The sequence below is a fragment of the Isoptericola sp. NPDC019571 genome, from assembly GCF_044389385.1.
Taxonomy (GTDB): Bacteria; Actinomycetota; Actinomycetes; order Actinomycetales; family Cellulomonadaceae; genus Isoptericola; species Isoptericola nanjingensis.
This window is the reverse complement of record NZ_JBIRXZ010000005.1, coordinates 241,189-256,753: the sequence shown is the minus strand read 5'-3', so window position 1 is coordinate 256,753 and position 15,565 is coordinate 241,189. Positions and strand designations below refer to the sequence as shown.

17 protein-coding genes are annotated in these 15,565 nt (G+C 75.4%); 2 read left to right on the top strand and 15 right to left on the bottom strand.

Features of this window, described 5'->3' with window-relative positions; genetic code table 11:
* Positions 1–14: 14 nt before the first annotated feature.
* The 4 genes from ACH443_RS11420 to rpe form a co-directional block, all read right to left on the bottom strand.
* Complete coding sequence (locus tag ACH443_RS11420) at positions 15–461, bottom strand: PH domain-containing protein (RefSeq protein WP_430590356.1); 447 nt, start codon at positions 459–461, stop codon at positions 15–17.
* Between the two features lie 61 nt (positions 462–522).
* Positions 523–1,371: an ATP phosphoribosyltransferase gene (gene hisG, locus ACH443_RS11415; protein ID WP_429763524.1), complete on the bottom strand. Its 849-nt coding sequence runs from the start codon at positions 1,369–1,371 to the stop codon at positions 523–525.
* 101 nt (positions 1,372–1,472) lie between these two features.
* Entirely contained in the window at positions 1,473–1,736 is a 264-nt protein-coding gene (locus ACH443_RS11410; protein ID WP_079575216.1) for a phosphoribosyl-ATP diphosphatase, read from the bottom strand.
* Positions 1,737–1,872: 136 nt separating this feature from the next.
* The gene (gene rpe / locus ACH443_RS11405) at positions 1,873–2,535 is read right to left on the bottom strand and encodes a ribulose-phosphate 3-epimerase (protein ID WP_430590355.1); all 663 of its coding nucleotides are present in this window, start codon (positions 2,533–2,535) and stop codon (positions 1,873–1,875) included.
* A 38-nt stretch (positions 2,536–2,573) separates the two neighbouring features.
* On the opposite strand from rpe, the gene ACH443_RS11400 reads away from it, so the two are divergent.
* Positions 2,574–3,125, top strand: a complete 552-nt coding sequence (locus tag ACH443_RS11400) for an N-acetyltransferase family protein (protein ID WP_429763526.1) — start codon at positions 2,574–2,576, stop codon at positions 3,123–3,125.
* A 14-nt stretch (positions 3,126–3,139) separates the two neighbouring features.
* Here ACH443_RS11400 and ACH443_RS11395 read toward each other — a convergent pair whose 3' ends face one another.
* From ACH443_RS11395 to mihF, 11 genes are all read right to left on the bottom strand, one after another.
* Entirely contained in the window at positions 3,140–4,423 is a 1,284-nt protein-coding gene (locus ACH443_RS11395) for a type II toxin-antitoxin system HipA family toxin (RefSeq protein ID WP_430590354.1), read from the bottom strand.
* Positions 4,410–4,655 (bottom strand): helix-turn-helix transcriptional regulator, encoded by a 246-nt coding sequence (locus ACH443_RS11390; RefSeq protein WP_429763531.1) that lies wholly within the window; start codon positions 4,653–4,655, stop codon positions 4,410–4,412. Before ACH443_RS11390 ends, ACH443_RS11395 begins: the two co-directional genes overlap by 14 nt.
* Positions 4,656–4,747: 92 nt before the next feature.
* Positions 4,748–6,295, bottom strand: a complete 1,548-nt coding sequence (locus ACH443_RS11385; protein WP_430590353.1) for an RsmB/NOP family class I SAM-dependent RNA methyltransferase — start codon at positions 6,293–6,295, stop codon at positions 4,748–4,750.
* The gene (gene fmt / locus ACH443_RS11380) at positions 6,292–7,275 is read right to left on the bottom strand and encodes a methionyl-tRNA formyltransferase (RefSeq protein WP_429763535.1); all 984 of its coding nucleotides are present in this window, start codon (positions 7,273–7,275) and stop codon (positions 6,292–6,294) included. Before fmt ends, ACH443_RS11385 begins: the two co-directional genes overlap by 4 nt.
* 158 nt (positions 7,276–7,433) lie before the next feature.
* The gene (locus tag ACH443_RS11375) at positions 7,434–8,060 is read right to left on the bottom strand and encodes an HAD family hydrolase (RefSeq protein WP_429763537.1); all 627 of its coding nucleotides are present in this window, start codon (positions 8,058–8,060) and stop codon (positions 7,434–7,436) included.
* Positions 8,060–10,348 carry a primosomal protein N' gene (locus tag ACH443_RS11370; RefSeq protein ID WP_430590352.1) on the bottom strand — a complete coding sequence of 763 codons (2,289 nt, stop codon included), beginning with the start codon at positions 10,346–10,348 and terminating at the stop codon, positions 8,060–8,062. The genes ACH443_RS11375 and ACH443_RS11370 overlap by 1 nt, the downstream gene beginning before the upstream one ends.
* 141 nt (positions 10,349–10,489) lie before the next feature.
* Entirely contained in the window at positions 10,490–11,707 is a 1,218-nt protein-coding gene (gene metK / locus ACH443_RS11365) for a methionine adenosyltransferase (RefSeq protein ID WP_429763541.1), read from the bottom strand.
* 75 nt (positions 11,708–11,782) lie between these two features.
* Entirely contained in the window at positions 11,783–13,030 is a 1,248-nt protein-coding gene (gene coaBC / locus ACH443_RS11360; RefSeq protein ID WP_429763543.1) for a bifunctional phosphopantothenoylcysteine decarboxylase/phosphopantothenate--cysteine ligase CoaBC, read from the bottom strand.
* A 55-nt stretch (positions 13,031–13,085) separates the two neighbouring features.
* Positions 13,086–13,403 carry a DNA-directed RNA polymerase subunit omega gene (gene rpoZ, locus ACH443_RS11355; RefSeq protein ID WP_430545481.1) on the bottom strand — a complete coding sequence of 106 codons (318 nt, stop codon included), beginning with the start codon at positions 13,401–13,403 and terminating at the stop codon, positions 13,086–13,088.
* A gap of 80 nt (positions 13,404–13,483) precedes the next feature.
* On the bottom strand, positions 13,484–14,092 hold the full coding sequence (gmk, locus tag ACH443_RS11350) for a guanylate kinase (protein WP_429763793.1): 609 nt from the start codon (positions 14,090–14,092) through the stop codon (positions 13,484–13,486).
* An 85-nt stretch (positions 14,093–14,177) separates the two neighbouring features.
* The gene (mihF, locus tag ACH443_RS11345; RefSeq protein ID WP_079575226.1) at positions 14,178–14,489 is read right to left on the bottom strand and encodes an integration host factor, actinobacterial type; all 312 of its coding nucleotides are present in this window, start codon (positions 14,487–14,489) and stop codon (positions 14,178–14,180) included.
* 207 nt (positions 14,490–14,696) lie between these two features.
* Here mihF and ACH443_RS11340 point away from each other — a divergent pair, with 207 nt between their 5' ends.
* A complete protein-coding gene (locus tag ACH443_RS11340) occupies positions 14,697–15,482 on the top strand; it encodes a class I SAM-dependent DNA methyltransferase (protein WP_430590351.1) in 786 nt (261 codons plus the stop codon).
* The last annotated feature ends 83 nt before the right edge of the window (positions 15,483–15,565 follow it).

Sequence of the window (15,565 nt, the reverse complement as noted above, 5' to 3'; positions counted from 1 at the left end):
GGTGGCGAAGGCGGTCAGGTGCGGTCCGGCGCCTCGCCGAGGCTCACGACGAGGGACCTCAGCCGCCGCGCCTCCGCCATCCCCCGCTCGCCGTCGGCGCGCTGGATGCCCATGACGGCGATCGTGCCGCCGTCGGCGAGGTCGAGCCGCACCCACGGGTCGTCGGGGCCGAGCCGCACCTCGACGATCTCCGCCCACGCGAGCGTCCGGGAGCGGACGAGGTTGCGGACCCGCAGACCCTCCTCCGACGGGACGGCATGCACGCCGCCGAGCCGCCACAGCAGCCAGGTGACGCCGAGCGCGAAGACGATGAAGGAGACCTTGTTCACCGCGGCCGCGCCCATCGGCCCGTTCGAGCTGAGGCCGACCACGACGCTCCCGACCGCGGCGACCACCCACACGAACCAGGCCGAGACCTGGCCCCACAGCGGGCGGAACGTGCGGAAGCGTGACGCGCTCATGCCGACCACGCTGCCACCGCGCGCGCGTGCTCGACAGGCCGGCGGGCGCCGACCCGCCAGGTCACAGGCGGCTGGCGTGGATGGAGGTCACGATGATGCCGCGCGCCCCCACCTCGTACAGCGCGTCCATCACGCGGTTCGTCTCCGAGCGCTTCACCATCGACCGCACCGCCGCCGACTCGCCGTTGTGCAGCGGCGACACGGTGGGCGACTCGAAGCCGGGGGTCACCGCCACGGCGGCGTCCACGAGCTCCATCGGCACGTCGTAGTCCATGAGCACGTACTCGTGCGCGGTGATGACGCCCTGCAGGCGCCGGGTGAGCACGTCCAGCCCGGCCGGCTCCGCGACGTCGCTGCGGCGGATGAGCAGCGCCTCGGAGCGCAGGATCGGCTCACCGAACACCTCCAGGCCCGCCGCGCGCAGCGTGGTGCCCGTCTCGACGACGTCGGCGATGACGTCCGCGACGCCCAGGCGCACGGAGCTCTCCACCGCGCCGTCGAGGTGCACCACCGCCGACGGCTCGATCCCCCGCTCGCGCAGGTAGGACCGGACCAGGGTGTCGTACGAGGACGCCACCCGGCGTCCCGCGATCTGGTCGACGTCGGTGATGGTGCCCGCCGGCGCGGCGAACCGGAACGTCGACGCGGCGAAGCCCAGCGGCAGGTGCTCGACGGCGTCCGCCCCCGAGTCGAGCAGCAGGTCGCGGCCGGTGATGCCGACGTCGACGGTGCCGGACCCCACGTACACCGCGACGTCGCGCGGGCGCAGGAAGAAGAACTCGGCGCCGTTGTCCGGGTCGGCGAGCACGAGCTCGCGGGTGTCGCGGCGCTGGCGGTAGCCCGCCTCGCGCAGCATGTCGGAGGCCGGGACGGAGAGGGACCCCTTGTTGGGGACGGCGATACGGAGCACTGCGTTACCTCGTTCTGATCAGGTCGGGACGTGTCGGGCGGCTGGGCGCGCGCGACGGACGTCGGGGCCGCACCGTGACGGTGCGACCCCGGTCCGGGCGCTCACAGATGCGCGTACACGTCCTCGAGCGTCAGCCCCTTGGCCAGCATGAGCACCTGCAGGTGGTACAGCAGCTGCGAGATCTCCTCCGCGGCCGCCTCGTCGGTCTCGTGCTCGGCGGCCATCCAGACCTCGGCCGCCTCCTCCACGATCTTCTTCCCGATCGCATGCACGCCGGCGTCCAGCTCGGCCACGGTCCCCGACCCGGCGGGGCGGGTCGTGGCCTTCTCGGTCAGCTCGGCGAACAGGGAGTCGAACGTCTTCACCCGTTCAGCCTAGACGCCGGGACCCCGGGCTCCGGGCGGGGTTTCGTCCCTCGGGACGGTGAGTTCCAGTCGTTCATGGCGCTTGGCACACTATTTTTGTGAGGAGAAGCGGACCCGGGACCAGTCCCCCCGAGGATCAGTGGGCGTGCGCCGACGCCAGATCCCGCAGCGCCTCGATCTCCGCCGGTACGTCCTCCGCCCCGTAGACGGCGGAGCCCGCGACGAAGACGTTCGCCCCCGCGTCCGCCGCGCGCTCGATCGTGTCGCGCGACACTCCCCCGTCGACCTGGATCCACACGTCCAGCCCCGACTCCCCCACCGCCTGCCGGGCGCGCCGGATCTTCGGCAGCGTGCCGTCGATGAACGACTGCCCGCCGAAGCCGGGTTCCACGGTCATGACGAGGATCATGTCGATCTCCGGCAGGAGATCGAGGAACGGCTCCACCGGCGTCGCCGGCCGGAGCGCGACGCCCGCCCTCGCCCCCAGACGCCGCAGCTCCCGCGCGAGGCGGACCGGAGCCGTGGCGGCCTCCGCGTGGAACGTCACCGAGGCGGCCCCGGCCTCCGCGTACGCGGGCGCCCAGCGGTCCGGGTCCTCGATCATCAGGTGTGCGTCGAGCGGCACCGGCGAGACCTGCGCGAGCCGCTCGAAGACCGGCAGGCCCAGCGTGAGGTTCGGCACGAAGTGGTTGTCCATGACGTCCACGTGGGCGTAGTCGGCGGTGGCGATGGCCCCCAGGTCGCGCTCGAGGTTCGCGAAGTCGGCCGACAGGATGCTCGGGTTGATCAGCGCAGGCATGCGCCCAGCGTAGGCGGCGCAGCCACTACGCTCGCCCCGTGCCACCGCTCCCCTCCCCCACCGAGCCGTCGCCGACGACGGCCGTCGCGCCCCCGGTCGTGCGTGCCGCCGTCGCCGACGACCTGCCCACCGTCGCGGCCATCCTCGAGCCGTACGTCACCGGCACGGCCGTGACGTTCGACGAGCAGGCCCCCGACGTCGCGGCGTGGCGCCAGCGCCTCGTGGACCTGGACGCCCGCGGCCTGCCGTTCCTCGTGGCCGAGGTCGACGGGGCCGTCGTCGGCTACGCGTACGCGTCCCCCTGGCGCCCCAAGGCCGCCTACCGGTACACGGTGGAGGACACGATCTACCTCGCCCCCGCGGCCCAGGGACGCGGCGTCGGCTCCCTGCTCATGACGGCGCTGCTCGAGGCCTGCTCGCGCGCCGGCGTGCGGCAGGTCGTGGCCGTCGTGGCCGACGACCCCGCGGCGGCCGGCTCCCTGCCCCTGCACCGCCGGTTCGGCTTCGAGGTCGCCGGCGTGCTGCGCGACGTCGGGGTCAAGCACGGCCGCACCGTGAGCACCACGCTGCTGCAGCTCACCCTCGCCTGACGCGCCTGCGCGCCTCAGGAGTGCAGCCCGGCACGCAGCGTGTCGGTCCGGTCCTCCACGGTCCGCCACGCCTCGGGGCCCACGCCCGGGTGCGCGTCGCGGTCGATCTCCTCGAGCCCGGTGCGCAGGCCGTCGAGCGTGGCCGCCACGGCGCGCAGGGCACGGCGGCGGGGCAGCCCCCACGACTCCCCCTCCTCGACGAGGTGCTCGGCCGTGATGCGGTCCATGTCGCGCTCCCCGGACACGTCCATCGCGAAGACCCGCGACGCGTGCGCGTGGTGCAGGTGCATGGACACGTCGTAGGCGGGCGCGAGCGCGACCGTGCCGTCCGCGCGCCGGAGCACCGAGACGTTCTTCGCGTGCGCGTCGGTGTTCCCGACCGCCAGGTTCAGGGTCGTGAGGGCGAGCAGGCCGTCGGGCCGGGCGCCGTCGTCGCGCAGCGTGCGGGCGATCCGGGCCAGGGAGGGCAGCGCGCGCCCGTGCTGGAACTTGCGCTCGGGGTCGCGGGTGTTGATGCCGAGCGCCTGCGCCCCGTCCTCCTGGTGCACCCGTCGCTGACCGCCCGGGGCGTCCGCGTCGGGCACGCGGTCGTAGCGTGAGACGACGATCGCGCGAACGTCGTCGAATGTGACCACCTCGGCGTCGATCGACGTGAGACCCACGCGGCGGGCCAGGTCGAGCGCGGCGGCCTCAGTATCGACCAGGTCGGCCGTGGGAGAGCCCGCCTCGCGCGCCACCTTGAGGATGTGCGTCGTCGGCTGGGTGGGCGACGCACGGAGCCAGCCGCGCTCGTCGCGTACCAGCCCGATCTTGGGCTCCATGCCGGGCAGGGAGCTCGTCAGGTGCCTGCTGCGTCCATGCCCGCCGGCACGTGCCAGGCTCTCCCGAAGGAGCGTCGCCACGCCTCGGTCGTCGAGACGGGTCGCCGGTCGTGCCGCCGGTTCCGGGTCGGCCCCAGGAGGTACGAGCAGGAGGGCACCGACGGTGTCACCTCCGAAGGCGGCGAAGAAGCCGACGGAATCCTCGGGGTCGACGCCGGCCTCCATCGCCATGGAGTCACGCACGCGCCCCTCGGGCATCAGCCCGTCGAGCCAGGCCGTCACCCGGGCCGACGACGGCGGTGCGTCCGGGTCCATGGGGAGGAGGTGGGACAGCACGCGCGCGCCGTATCCCCATCGCGCGACCGCTCCGGCGTCCCACTCCAGGTCGACCCGGTGAGTCCCCCGTGGACTCGAACGCCCGACGAACCGGGCTACCCGGACCCCGTACAGCCACGCGTCGAGCTCACTCGCCGGCACGGCCCGCCCTCTCCGCCAGCCGCACGTCGACGCCCAAGGCGTCGAACATCTCGAACAGTCGCGTGATGTAGAGGTTCTCGACACCCGACTCGACCTCGGACACGTACTGTCGGGTCAGCCCGAGCTCGTCCGCGAGCGCCCCCTGGCTCAGGCCTTCGCGCTTGCGTGTCTGCTGGACGAAGCGTCCGATGTCGCGCGGGCTTCGCGCTACCGTCCATCGTTCGCCGTTCATGTCGCCACCTCGTTGCGTCGGGATTTCCTGACCCCCCTGGGTGGCGCCACCATATCCTGGCAACACCGGGCAGTGCAAGAAGATCCCGACATCTAGCGCGCGACCCGGCGCAGCAGCGTGAGGTGCATCGCGTCGGTGCCGTGCGCGTGCGGCCACAGCTGCACGTCCAGCCCGTGCGCGCCGCCGTCCGGGGCGCCGAGATCGATGTCCGCACCGGGCACCAGCGCGTCGCGCACCGCCGACCGGGCGTCGATGCGCTCCGCGTCGTCCCGGCGGCGCAGCACGTCGTCGACCACGAGCCGCGTCTCCGCCAGGTGCGGGGAGCAGGTGACGTACGCGACGACACCGCCGGGACGCACCGCGTCGAGGGCGGAGGCGAGCAGCTCGCGCTGCAGCACCGTCAGTGTGCCCAGGTCGGCCGGGGTGCGGCGCCAGCGCGACTCGGGACGCCGGCGCAGGGCGCCGAGCCCGGTGCAGGGGGCGTCGACGAGGACCCGGTCGTAGGCGGCGGGCTCCTCGGTGCCGACCTCCCGGCCGTCGCTGGTGCGCACGCGCTCCACGACGCCCTCCGGCACGGCGCGCAGGGACCGCTCGACGAGGCGGGCGCGGTGCGGCTGCACCTCGTTGGCGACGAGGGTGGCGCCTCGCTCCCCCGCCAGCGCCGCGAGGAGGGCGGCCTTGCCGCCCGGCCCGGCACAGAGGTCGAGCCAGCGCGCGTCGGCGCCGTCGAGCGGGGCGCCTGCGAGTGCGAGGGTGACGAGCTGCGAGCCCTCGTCCTGGACGCCTGCGCGGGCATCAGCGACGGCAGGCAGCGCGGCGGGGTCGCTGCCGCCGGCGAGGACGAGCGCGGTCGGCGCCCAGCGGCCCGGCTCGAGCCGCACGTCGGCGTCGTGGGCCTGCTCCTGGAGCAGGTCGGGCGCCGCGAGGCCGGGGCGCGCGACGAGGGTCACGCGGGGCGCGGCGTTGTCCGCGTCGAGCAGGTCGGCGATCTCGTCGGGGCCGCGTCCGTGGCCCGCGAGCGCCTCGCGCAGGGCCCTGGTGATCCACACCGGGTGCGAGCCGACCGTGGCGAGCCCGGTGACGGTGTCGGGCGCCTCCTCGGTGAGGCGGGCGAGCCATTCCTCGAGGGGCGTGCGTCCGACGGCGCGCAGGACGGCGTTGACCATCTGGGCCGGCCCGGCGCCCACGCGGTCGCGGGCGAGCGCGACGGTCTCGGAGACGGCCGCGTGGGACGGGACGCGCATCCCCAGGAGCTGGTGCGTGCCGAGGCGGAGGACGTCGAGCACCTCGGGGTCGAGCTGGTCGAGGGGGCGGGTCACGCAGCGGGCGAGGATCGCGTCGTAGCGTCCGCGCAGGCGCAGGGTGCCGTACGCGAGCTCGGTGGCGAACGCGGCGTCGCGGCCGGCGATCCTGCGTTCGCGGAGCAGGGGCGGGAGCACGAGGTTGGCGTAGGCGTCGGAGCCGTCCACCTGGCGCAGCACGTCGTAGGCCGCGGTGCGGGCCGGGTCGGTGCGGCGGCGGCGCTCGCCGGGCGCCTGGGCGCTGCGGTGCGTCTCGCCGCGGGTGCGGGCGGCGCTGCGCTGGCGTCCCTTGCTGTTGCGGGCGGGCGCGCGGCGCTCGTCCCGGCGGTCGTCGCTCATCGGGCGTCCTGCCCGAGGCGCAGGGAGGCGTCGCCGGCGTCCCCGGTGAAGAGGCCGCGCGCGCCGCGTGCCCAGTCCGCGGCGGGCATCGGCTTCTTGCCGACGGGCTGCACGTGCCCGAGCGCGACGGCGTGCGTGGCGGTCCCGACGAGGACCTCCTTCTTGCCGGGGCGCACCTCGCCGGGGGCGAGGTCAGCGACGTCGGGTCGCGGGGTGACGGGACCCAGGCCGAGGCGGGCGCCCGGGGCGGCGTCGAGCCCGGCGGTGGGCGGCAGGGTGGTCCACGCGCCGGGGGCGGGGGTGACGGCGCGGATCCGTCGGTCGACGGCGAGTGCGGGGTCGTCCCAGCGGACGCGGGCGTCGTCGGTCGTCACCTTGGGCGCGAGGGAGACGCCGTCCGCGGGCTGCGGCTGGGGCGCGAGCGTCCCGTCCTCGAGGGCGTCGAGGGTCGCGACGAGCAGGTCGGCGCCGCTGGTGGCCAGCCGGCCGAGCAGGTCGCCGGAGGTGTCGCGGGGGCGGATCGTCTCCGTGGCGGTGCCGAGCACCGGGCCGGTGTCCATGCCCTCGTCGAGGAGGAACGTCGTCGCGCCGGTGACCTCGTCCCCGGCGAGCACGGCGTGCTGCACGGGGGCGGCCCCGCGCCACGCGGGCAGGACGGAGAAGTGCAGGTTGACCCAGCCGAGGCGCGGGACGGCGAGCACGTCGGCGCGCAGGAGGTGCCCGTACGCGACGACGGGGGCGGCGTCGACGTCGAGCTCGCGCAGCGTCGCGAGGAACTCCTCCCCGCGCGGGCGCTCGGTGAGGACCGGGATCCCGGCCTCCTCGGCCGCGAGGCGCACCGGGCTGGGCACGAGCCGGCGGCCGCGTCCGGCGGGCGCGTCCGCCCGGGTCAGGACGGCGACGACCTCGTGGCGCGACGCCAGCAGGGCGCGCAGGGACGGGACGGCAGGGTCAGGGGTTCCGGCGAAGAGCAGGCGCACCACCCGATCGTAGTCGGGCGAGCGGGTCCCGGTCCGCGAGCGCCGGGGTGCCGTCGAGCGTCATGCAGCGGCGTGGCCCGGCCGTGGTCGCGAGAGGTCGTGGGCGCCGACCGGCATCGTGACCGTCCGGTCGACGTCCTCCCTCGTGCTCGTGCCGGCTACCGGCCGACAGGGAGACCGAGGTCGCGCAGGGCGGCGCGCAGCGCCGCGGCGTCGGTGAAGCGGACGGCGTGGAAGCCCAGCTCGCGGGCGGCCTCGACGTTGGCGGGGCTGTCGTCGACGAAGACGGCGCGCGCGGGGTCGACGTCGTGCGTGACCATCAGGTGCCGGAAGATCGCCGGGTCGGGCTTCGCGAGCCCCACCCGCCCGGACACCACCACGTGCTCCATGCGCGTCGTCGCGGGGGCCGCCCCGGCGGCGTGCCCGAACAGCTCGTCCGACCAGTTGGTGAGCCCGAGGAGGCGCACGCCGGCGGCCGCCAGCTCGTCGACGAGCTCCGCCGAGCCCGGGACGGGCCCGGTCAGGGTGCCGGGGAAGCCCGCCACGTACTCGTCGAGCAGCGGTTGCAGGTGGGGCCGGTCGGCCAGGCTGGCGCGGGCGTCGGTCCAGCTGCGCCCGGCGTCCTGGGCGAGGTTGAGGGCGGGGAAGTCGACGTCCGCCATCCAGGCGTCCACCTCGGCGCGCGTGCGCCCCGGGAACGCCCCGTAGGGGTCCCAGCCGACGAGCACGTTGCCGAAGTCGAGCACCACCGTGTCGACGAGGGCCTCGGCGGGGCCAGGAGCCATCAGAGCATCTCCTTCGGGTCGACCTGGACGCGCACGGCGCCGCCCTCCCGCCGGGCCGACCGGACGGCGAGGGAGGCGCGCAGCTGGGCGGCGAGCTCGCCGCCTTGGGCGAGGGGGACGCGCAGCACGGTGCGCACCTGGGGCTCGAGCGTGGCGCCGCGGCGCGGGTCGGCGTCGGGCTGCTCGACGGGCCCCAGGACGGTGTCGGGGCCCGCGAGCGCCACCCGGCCCACGACGGCGTCCACCGCGCCCCGGTCCCCGGTGACGGACGCGACACGGACCGCGGGCGGCAGCGCGAGCTCGCGACGCTCGGCGAGCTCCCGGTCGGCCAGGCCCCCGGGGTCGTAGCGCACGAGCGCCCCGGTCGGGGCGGGGGCGCCGTCGCCGACGAGGAGCACCTGTCCGCCGGCGCGGGACGGGTGCACGAGGGCCGCGGCCGCGAGCCAACGGTGCAGCGCCTCCGTCGCCGTGGCGAGGCCCGTGCCCGCGGTGGCCACGGCGGCGTCGAGCAGGAGAGCGACGGCGTACCCGCCGTCGGCGACGGGCTCGGCGCCGGGTGTCGCGACGACGAGGGCCGGTTCGGGACCTACCCGGTCGAGCACCCCGGCGGGCGCGGAGGACGCGGACACGCGCACGGGAGTGCCCGCGAACGCCCGGCCGAGCTCCTCGGCGGTGCGGTCCGACCCGACGCGGACGGCACGCAGGTGGGTGTCGCCGCACTCCTCGCAGCGCCAGCCGCCGGCGAGCCGGCCGCACCAGGAGCACTGGGGCGCGCTGCCGGTGCGGGTCATGCCGAGCGGGCCGTGGCAGGCGGCGCAGCGGGCGGCGGTCCGGCACCGCGCGCACGCGACGACGGGCAGGTAGCCGGTGCGGGGCACCTGGACGAGGACGGGCCCGCGGGTCAGCCCGTCGCGGGCGGCCCGCCAGGCGGCGGTCGGCAGCCGGGCGGCGGCTCCCGGCCCCTCGGCGGCGAGCTCGACGGACGTGAGGGCGCGCACACGGGGGGCGCGGGCGCGCAGCACGTCTCGGGGCGCGGCGATCTCGCGCGCCCACCCGGACGCCAGCAGGGCCTGCGCCTGCACGGTCCGGCCCGGCGACCCCAGCAGGTAGGCGGCGTCCTCCAGGTCGCTGCGCAGGGCGAGCACGTCTCGGGCGTGCGGGTAGGGGGCGTGCGGCTCCGCGAGCGTGTCCTCGCCGTCGCCCCACAGCACCACGAGACCGAGGTCCGGCACCGGGGCGAACATGGCGGCCCGCGTCCCGACGACGACGTCGGCCAGCCCGTGCCGGGCGCGCAGGAAGGCGCGGTAGCGCGGGGCGGGTCCGTCGTCGGCGAGGAGCCGCACGACGTCGTCGAGCCCGGCCTCGCCGAGGGCGGCCACGACGCGCTCGACGTCGCGGGCGTCGGGCGCGACGACGAGGACGCGCCGTCCGCCGGCCACGGCGGCACGGGCCGCCTGTGCGACGGCGGACGCCCAGTGCGGTACGCGCGCCGGCCCGTCGCCCGCCGGGGGCGCGAGGCCGGGCAGCGGCGTCCACACGGCCCGCGGAGCGCCGCCGGCGAGCACGTGACGACAGAACGCCTCCCCGCCCAGGTAGGACTCCCATGCGGTCGTCGAGCCCGCTGAGACGAGCCGTACGGGGCCGGGACGGTCCGCGCCCTCCCCGACGTCCTCCGGGGCGTCCTGGACGCCCTCCACGGGCTCCTGAGCGAGGCCCTGGGTGCTGTCGCCCTGGGTATCGGCCGGCTCGCCGCTCGACGCGACCCGCGCCGCCCCGTCCGGAGCCGTGGTCAGGGAGGCGAGCACCTCCTTCTCGACGCGGGCGTGCCGCGGCGGCACGGCGAGGCGCAGCACGTCGGCGAGCGTTCCCGCGTACCGGTCCGCGACGGCGCGGGCCAGCCGCAGCACCGGCTCCGACAGCACGGCGTCGGCCGAGACCACGCGCCTGAGGGGCACCAGCCGCCCGTCGTGGTCGGACGTCTCGCGACGCTCCACCACGTACCCCGCCACCTCCTGCGGCCCGAACCGGGCCCGCACCCGCACGCCCGGCCGGGCGTCGTCGGCCATCGGGGCGGGCACCAGGTAGTCGTACGGGCGGTCCAGGTGCGCGGGCTGCAGGTCGAGCACCACCCGGGCGACGGGGAGCTCGTCGGCGACGGGGGTGGCGCCCAGGGCGGCCTTGCCGCCCTTCCCGGGCTTGCGACGCCCCTTCGCGCCGGCGTCGCGCGGGGCCGGGACGTCGTCGAGCCCGAGCAGCGCGGGCTGCTCGGGCTCGGGGGTCTCAGTCACGAGGCCATCCCATCACGCCCCACGGACGCAGCCGAGCACGGTGACACCAGGCTCGACCGACGCCGCCGCCGGACGAGAGGAGCACGTGATGGCAAGGTGCCTTCGCACCACTCAGCCGCGACCGAAGGCCGGAACGGTGGGTCAGACCGCGGCCCGCAGCGCGTCGACGCGGTCGGTGCGCTCCCAGGTGAACCCGGGCAGGTCGCGGCCGAAGTGCCCGTAGGCGGCCGTCTGGGCGTACACGGGGCGCAGCAGGTCGAGGTCGCGGATGATCGCCGCCGGGCGCAGGTCGAAGACGCTCTCGATGGCCGCGGCGATCCGCTCGGTGGGCACCGTCTCCGTGCCGAACGTCTCGACGTACAGCCCTACCGGGTGCGCCTTGCCGATCGCGTACGCGACCTGCACCTCGCACCGGCGCGCCAGCCCCGCCGCGACGACGTTCTTCGCGACCCAGCGCATCGCGTACGCGGCGGACCGGTCGACCTTCGACGGGTCCTTGCCGGAGAACGCGCCGCCGCCGTGCCGCGCCATGCCGCCGTAGGTGTCGACGATGATCTTGCGGCCGGTGAGGCCGGCGTCGCCCTGCGGTCCGCCCACGACGAACTTGCCGGTCGGGTTGACGATGAGGCGTGCGTCCGCCGTCTCGACGCCGGTCTCCTGGGCCACCTGGGCCAGCACCGGCGCGATGACGACGTCCGCGACCTCGCGCTGCAGCTTCTCCTGCACGATGTCGGCGTCGTGCTGCGTGGACAGCACCACGGTGTCGATGCGCACCGGCCGGTCGCCGTCGTACGCGACCGTCACCTGCGTCTTGCCGTCGGGGCGGAGGCCGGGCAGCTCGCCCGAGCGCCGCACGGCCGACAGCCGCTCCGCGAGCCGGTGCGACGTCCAGATCGGCAGCGGCATCAGGGACGGCGTCTCGTCGGTGGCGTACCCGAACATCAGGCCCTGGTCGCCCGCGCCCTGCGCGTCGAGGGGGTCGCGGTCGAGGCCCGGTCCGGAGGCGTCGTCGCGCTCCTCGAGGCTCTTGTCGACGCCCTGCGCGATGTCGGGCGACTGCTGCCCGATCGACACGGAGACGCCGCAGGAGTCGCCGTCGAACCCGATCGCCGAGGACGTGTACCCGATGCGGCGGACCACCTCGCGCACGATCTGTGGGATCTCGACGTACGCGTCTGTCGTGACCTCGCCCGCCACGTGCACCAGGCCCGTGGTCACCATCGTCTCCACCGCCACGCGCGAGCGCGGGTCCTGTGCGAGCAGCGCGTCGAGGATCGCGTCGGAGATCTGGTCGCAGACCTTGTCCGGGTGGCCCTCGGTCACGGACTCGGACGTGAAGAGGCGCAGCGCATCGGTCATGGCGGACAGCCTACGGGGAACAGGCCGCCCCATCGGGCCCTCGAGACGGGAAATGTCTCACATGCTGGGTGAATCTCAGATGCCGGGCAGCGTCTTCGTCACGGCGTCCCAGATGGCGTCCGCGACCTCGCGCTTCGACCCGGCGGCCTCGGTCACGACCTCGCCGCGGCCGTCGAGCACCGTGACGGCGTTGGTGGGGGCGCCGAAGCCGCGCCCGGCGCCCACGGCGTTCACCGCGAGCAGGTCCGCGCCCTTGCGCAGCGCCTTGCGGCGCCCGTGCTCGAGCACGGAGCCGTCCGCGTCGCCGGTCTCGGCCGCGAAGCCCACGACGAGCTGGCCGGGGCGCAGCCGGTCGTGCGCGAGCTCGGCGAGCACGTCCGGGTTCTCGACGAGCGTGAGGGGCGCGGGGCCTTCGCCCGGCACCTTCTTGATCTTGGCGTCCGGCACGTCGGCCGGGCGGAAGTCGGCCACCGCCGCCGCCATCACGACGACGTCGGCCTCCGACGCGCCCGCACGCACGGCGTCGCGCAGCTCGGCCGTGGTCTCCACGGGCACGACGACGACGCCGGCCGCGCGCGCGGCCCCGCACACGGCGTCGTCCAGGTTGGCGGCCACGAGCGTGACCGCGGCGCCGCGGGCGCGGGCGGCCTCGGCGAGCGCGGCGCCCTGGCGCCCGCTGGACCGGTTGCCGATGAAGCGCACCGGGTCGATCGGCTCGCGGGTGCCCCCCGCCGAGACGACCACCGTGCGACCGGACAGGTCGCCGGGAGGCCCGTCCCCGGGAGTCGAGGGGCCGGCGGACGCCGCGGCCGCGAGGGCTGCACGCGCGATCTCCTCCGGCTCGGGCAGGCGCCCCGGGCCCGTGTCCGCGCCGGTGAGACGGCCGCTCTCCGGCTCGATCACCGTGACGCCCCGCTCGCGCAGCGTCGCCACGTTGGCGCGGGTGGCGGGGTGCTCCCACATCTCGGTGTGCATGGCGGGGGCCATCACGACCGGGCAGCGGGCGGTGAGGAGGGTCGAGGTGAGGAGGTCGTCGGCCCGGCCGGTCGCCGCCCGGGCGAGCAGGTCCGCCGTCGCGGGCGCCACGACGACGAGGTCGGCGCCCTGTCCGAGCGCCACGTGGGGGACGTGCGCGACGTCCTCGAAGACCTCGTCCGTGACCGGCTCGCCGGAGAGCGCCTCGAACGTCGGCGCGCCCACGAAGCGCAGGGCGGACGCGGTCGGGATCACCCGGACCGCGTGGCCGTCCTCGCGCAGGAGCCGCAGCAGCAGCACGGCCTTGTACGCGGCGATGCCGCCGCTGACGCCGAGCAGGATCCTCATCGCGCGCTACCTCGTCGCCGCAGGGGGACGCCGGTCGCCGACCGGCGCCGTGCCGTCAGAAGGTGATCTCGTCGCCGGGCTCGGCGACCGGCTCCGCGGCGGCCTCGGGCTTCTCCTCGACCGGGGTCGAGGTGAGCAGGCCCTCGTTGATCTCGCGCATGGCGATGGAGAGCGGCTTCTCCTGGTTGCGGGTCTCGACCAGCGGGCCCACGTTCTCGAGCAGGCCCTCGTTGAGCTGCGAGTAGTAGGCGTTGATCTGGCGGGCGCGCTGGGACGCGTACAGCACGAGGCCGTACTTCGAGTCGGTGCGCTCGAGCAGCTCGTCGATGGGCGGGTCGGTGATGCCGATGGGCTGGGCCACGGTTCCGGCCATGGGTCACACTCCAGACAAAGTTCGGTGACGGGTTCGCTGACAGCTGCGGTGACGCGATGTCAGGGGGTCAGCGGTCCATCCTACCTGCGCTCGGGCGCGGACCCCCAGCCGGTGCCCTCCAGGGCGACCCGGGGTGCGGCGGACGTCACACCCATCACCCGCGCGAGCCGGTCCGTGGCGTGGGTGACGTCGTCGTTGACGATCGTCACGTCGAACTCGGCCTCGGCGGCGAGCTCGGTCCGCGCCGTGGTCAGGCGTCGCTCACGCTCCTCCGCGTCCTCCGTGCCGCGCCCGACAAGGCGCCGCACGAGCTCGTCGAAGCTGGGCGGGGCGAGGAAGACGAACTGCGCGGCGAGCCCTCTCGCCGTGACCGCCTCGCGCACCTGCCGCGCGCCCTGCAGGTCGATCTCCAGCAGGGTGGGCACGCCGGCGGCGAGATGCTCCTCGACCGGCCCCCGGGGGGTGCCGTACCGGTGCCGACCGTGCACCACCGCCCACTCGAGCATCTCCCCGTCGGCGACCATCCGGTCGAACTCCTCGGGCGAGACGAACAGGTAGTGCACGCCGTGCACCTCGCCGGGGCGCGCCGGCCGGGTCGTCGCCGACACCGACAGCCACACCTGCGGGTAGCGGGCGCGCACGTCGGCCGAGACCGTGCCCTTGCCGACGGCCGTCGGCCCGGCCAGCACGGTCAGGCGCGCCGACGTCGCTCCCGCGTCCGCCGTGACAGGGGCCTGCTGCGGTGCCGGACTGCCGGCGGATCGTGCGGAAATGTCAGCCAAACCTCTCGATGAGCGCCGAAGCCTGGTGCGGCCCGAGGCCGCGGACCCGGCGGGTCTCGGCGATCCCGATCTCCTCCATGATCGCCCGGGCCTTCACCTTACCGACCCCCGGGAGCGACTCGAGCAGCGAGACGACCTTGAGCTTGCCCACGACGTCGTCCTTCTGCCCCTTCTCGATCACGTCCTTGAGGGAGCCCTGGGAGTACTTCAACCGGTTCTTGATCTCCGCGCGGACGCGCCGAGCCTCGGCCGCCTTCTCGAGGGCCGCAGCACGCTGTTCCGGGGTGAGAGGGGGGAGAGCCACGCAAGTCACCTACTCTGTCGGTCCGCCTGTGAGGGAACTGCTCCCTCGAAAGTAGCCACGACCTGCGGAGGCGGCAATCCGTAGCGCAGGACGGATCGCCGTCCGACCGGGAGGAAAGCGGCATTCGGGTCAGGACATCGTCGCAGGTCGCACGCCTGCACGGAAAAGGGCTCCCGCGGCTCGTGCGCCGAGGCCTACGGTCGGTGCATGCCGACGGACCCGAGCACGACCCCGGACGCCGTCGAGGACGGGTGGTTCCCCGAGAGCGTCGCCGCCTCCTACGACTCGTCGACCGACGACGAGTTCGACCCGGCGGTCGTCGGACGCACGGTCGATCTGCTCGCGGGCCTCGCGGGCGACGGCGCCGCCCTCGAGCTCGCCGTCGGCACCGGCCGCGTCGCGGCTCCCCTCGCGCGGCGCGGCGTGCCCGTGCACGGGATCGAGCTGTCCCGGGCGATGGCGGCGCGCGTCGCGGACAAGCCGGGCGGCGACCGGGTGACGGTGACGATCGGCGACATGACGACCGCCCGCGTGCCCGGGGAGTTCGCCGTCGCGTACCTCGTCTTCAACACCATCGGCAACGTCACGACGCAGGACGGCCAGGTCGACTGCTTCCGCACCGCGGCGGCGCACCTGCGCCCCGGCGGGCACTTCGTCGTCGAGGTCGGGGTGCCGCCCCTGCGCCGCATGCCGCCCGGGCAGGACACCGTGCCGTTCACGGTCGCGCCCGACGACGCCGGCGGCGGGTACGCGGGCTTCGACCGGATCGACGTCGTCACCCAGCGCTTCACGTCGAACCACGTGACCGTCGGGCCGGACGGCTCGGGTCGGTTCCGGTGGCTGCCGTTCCGGTACGTCTGGCCGGCCGAGCTGGACCTCATGGCGCGGATCGCCGGGATGCGCCTGGTGCACCGCTGGGAGGACTGGGACCGCACGCCCTTCACCGCCGACAGCGAGCGGCACGTGTCCGTCTGGCAGGTCTCCGGGTCCTGACGCCGCCACCTGACGCGAGGGCCACGGAGACGGCGACGGGCCCGCCCCCCCGGGAGGGGCGGGCCCGTCGTGCGGACGGCCGG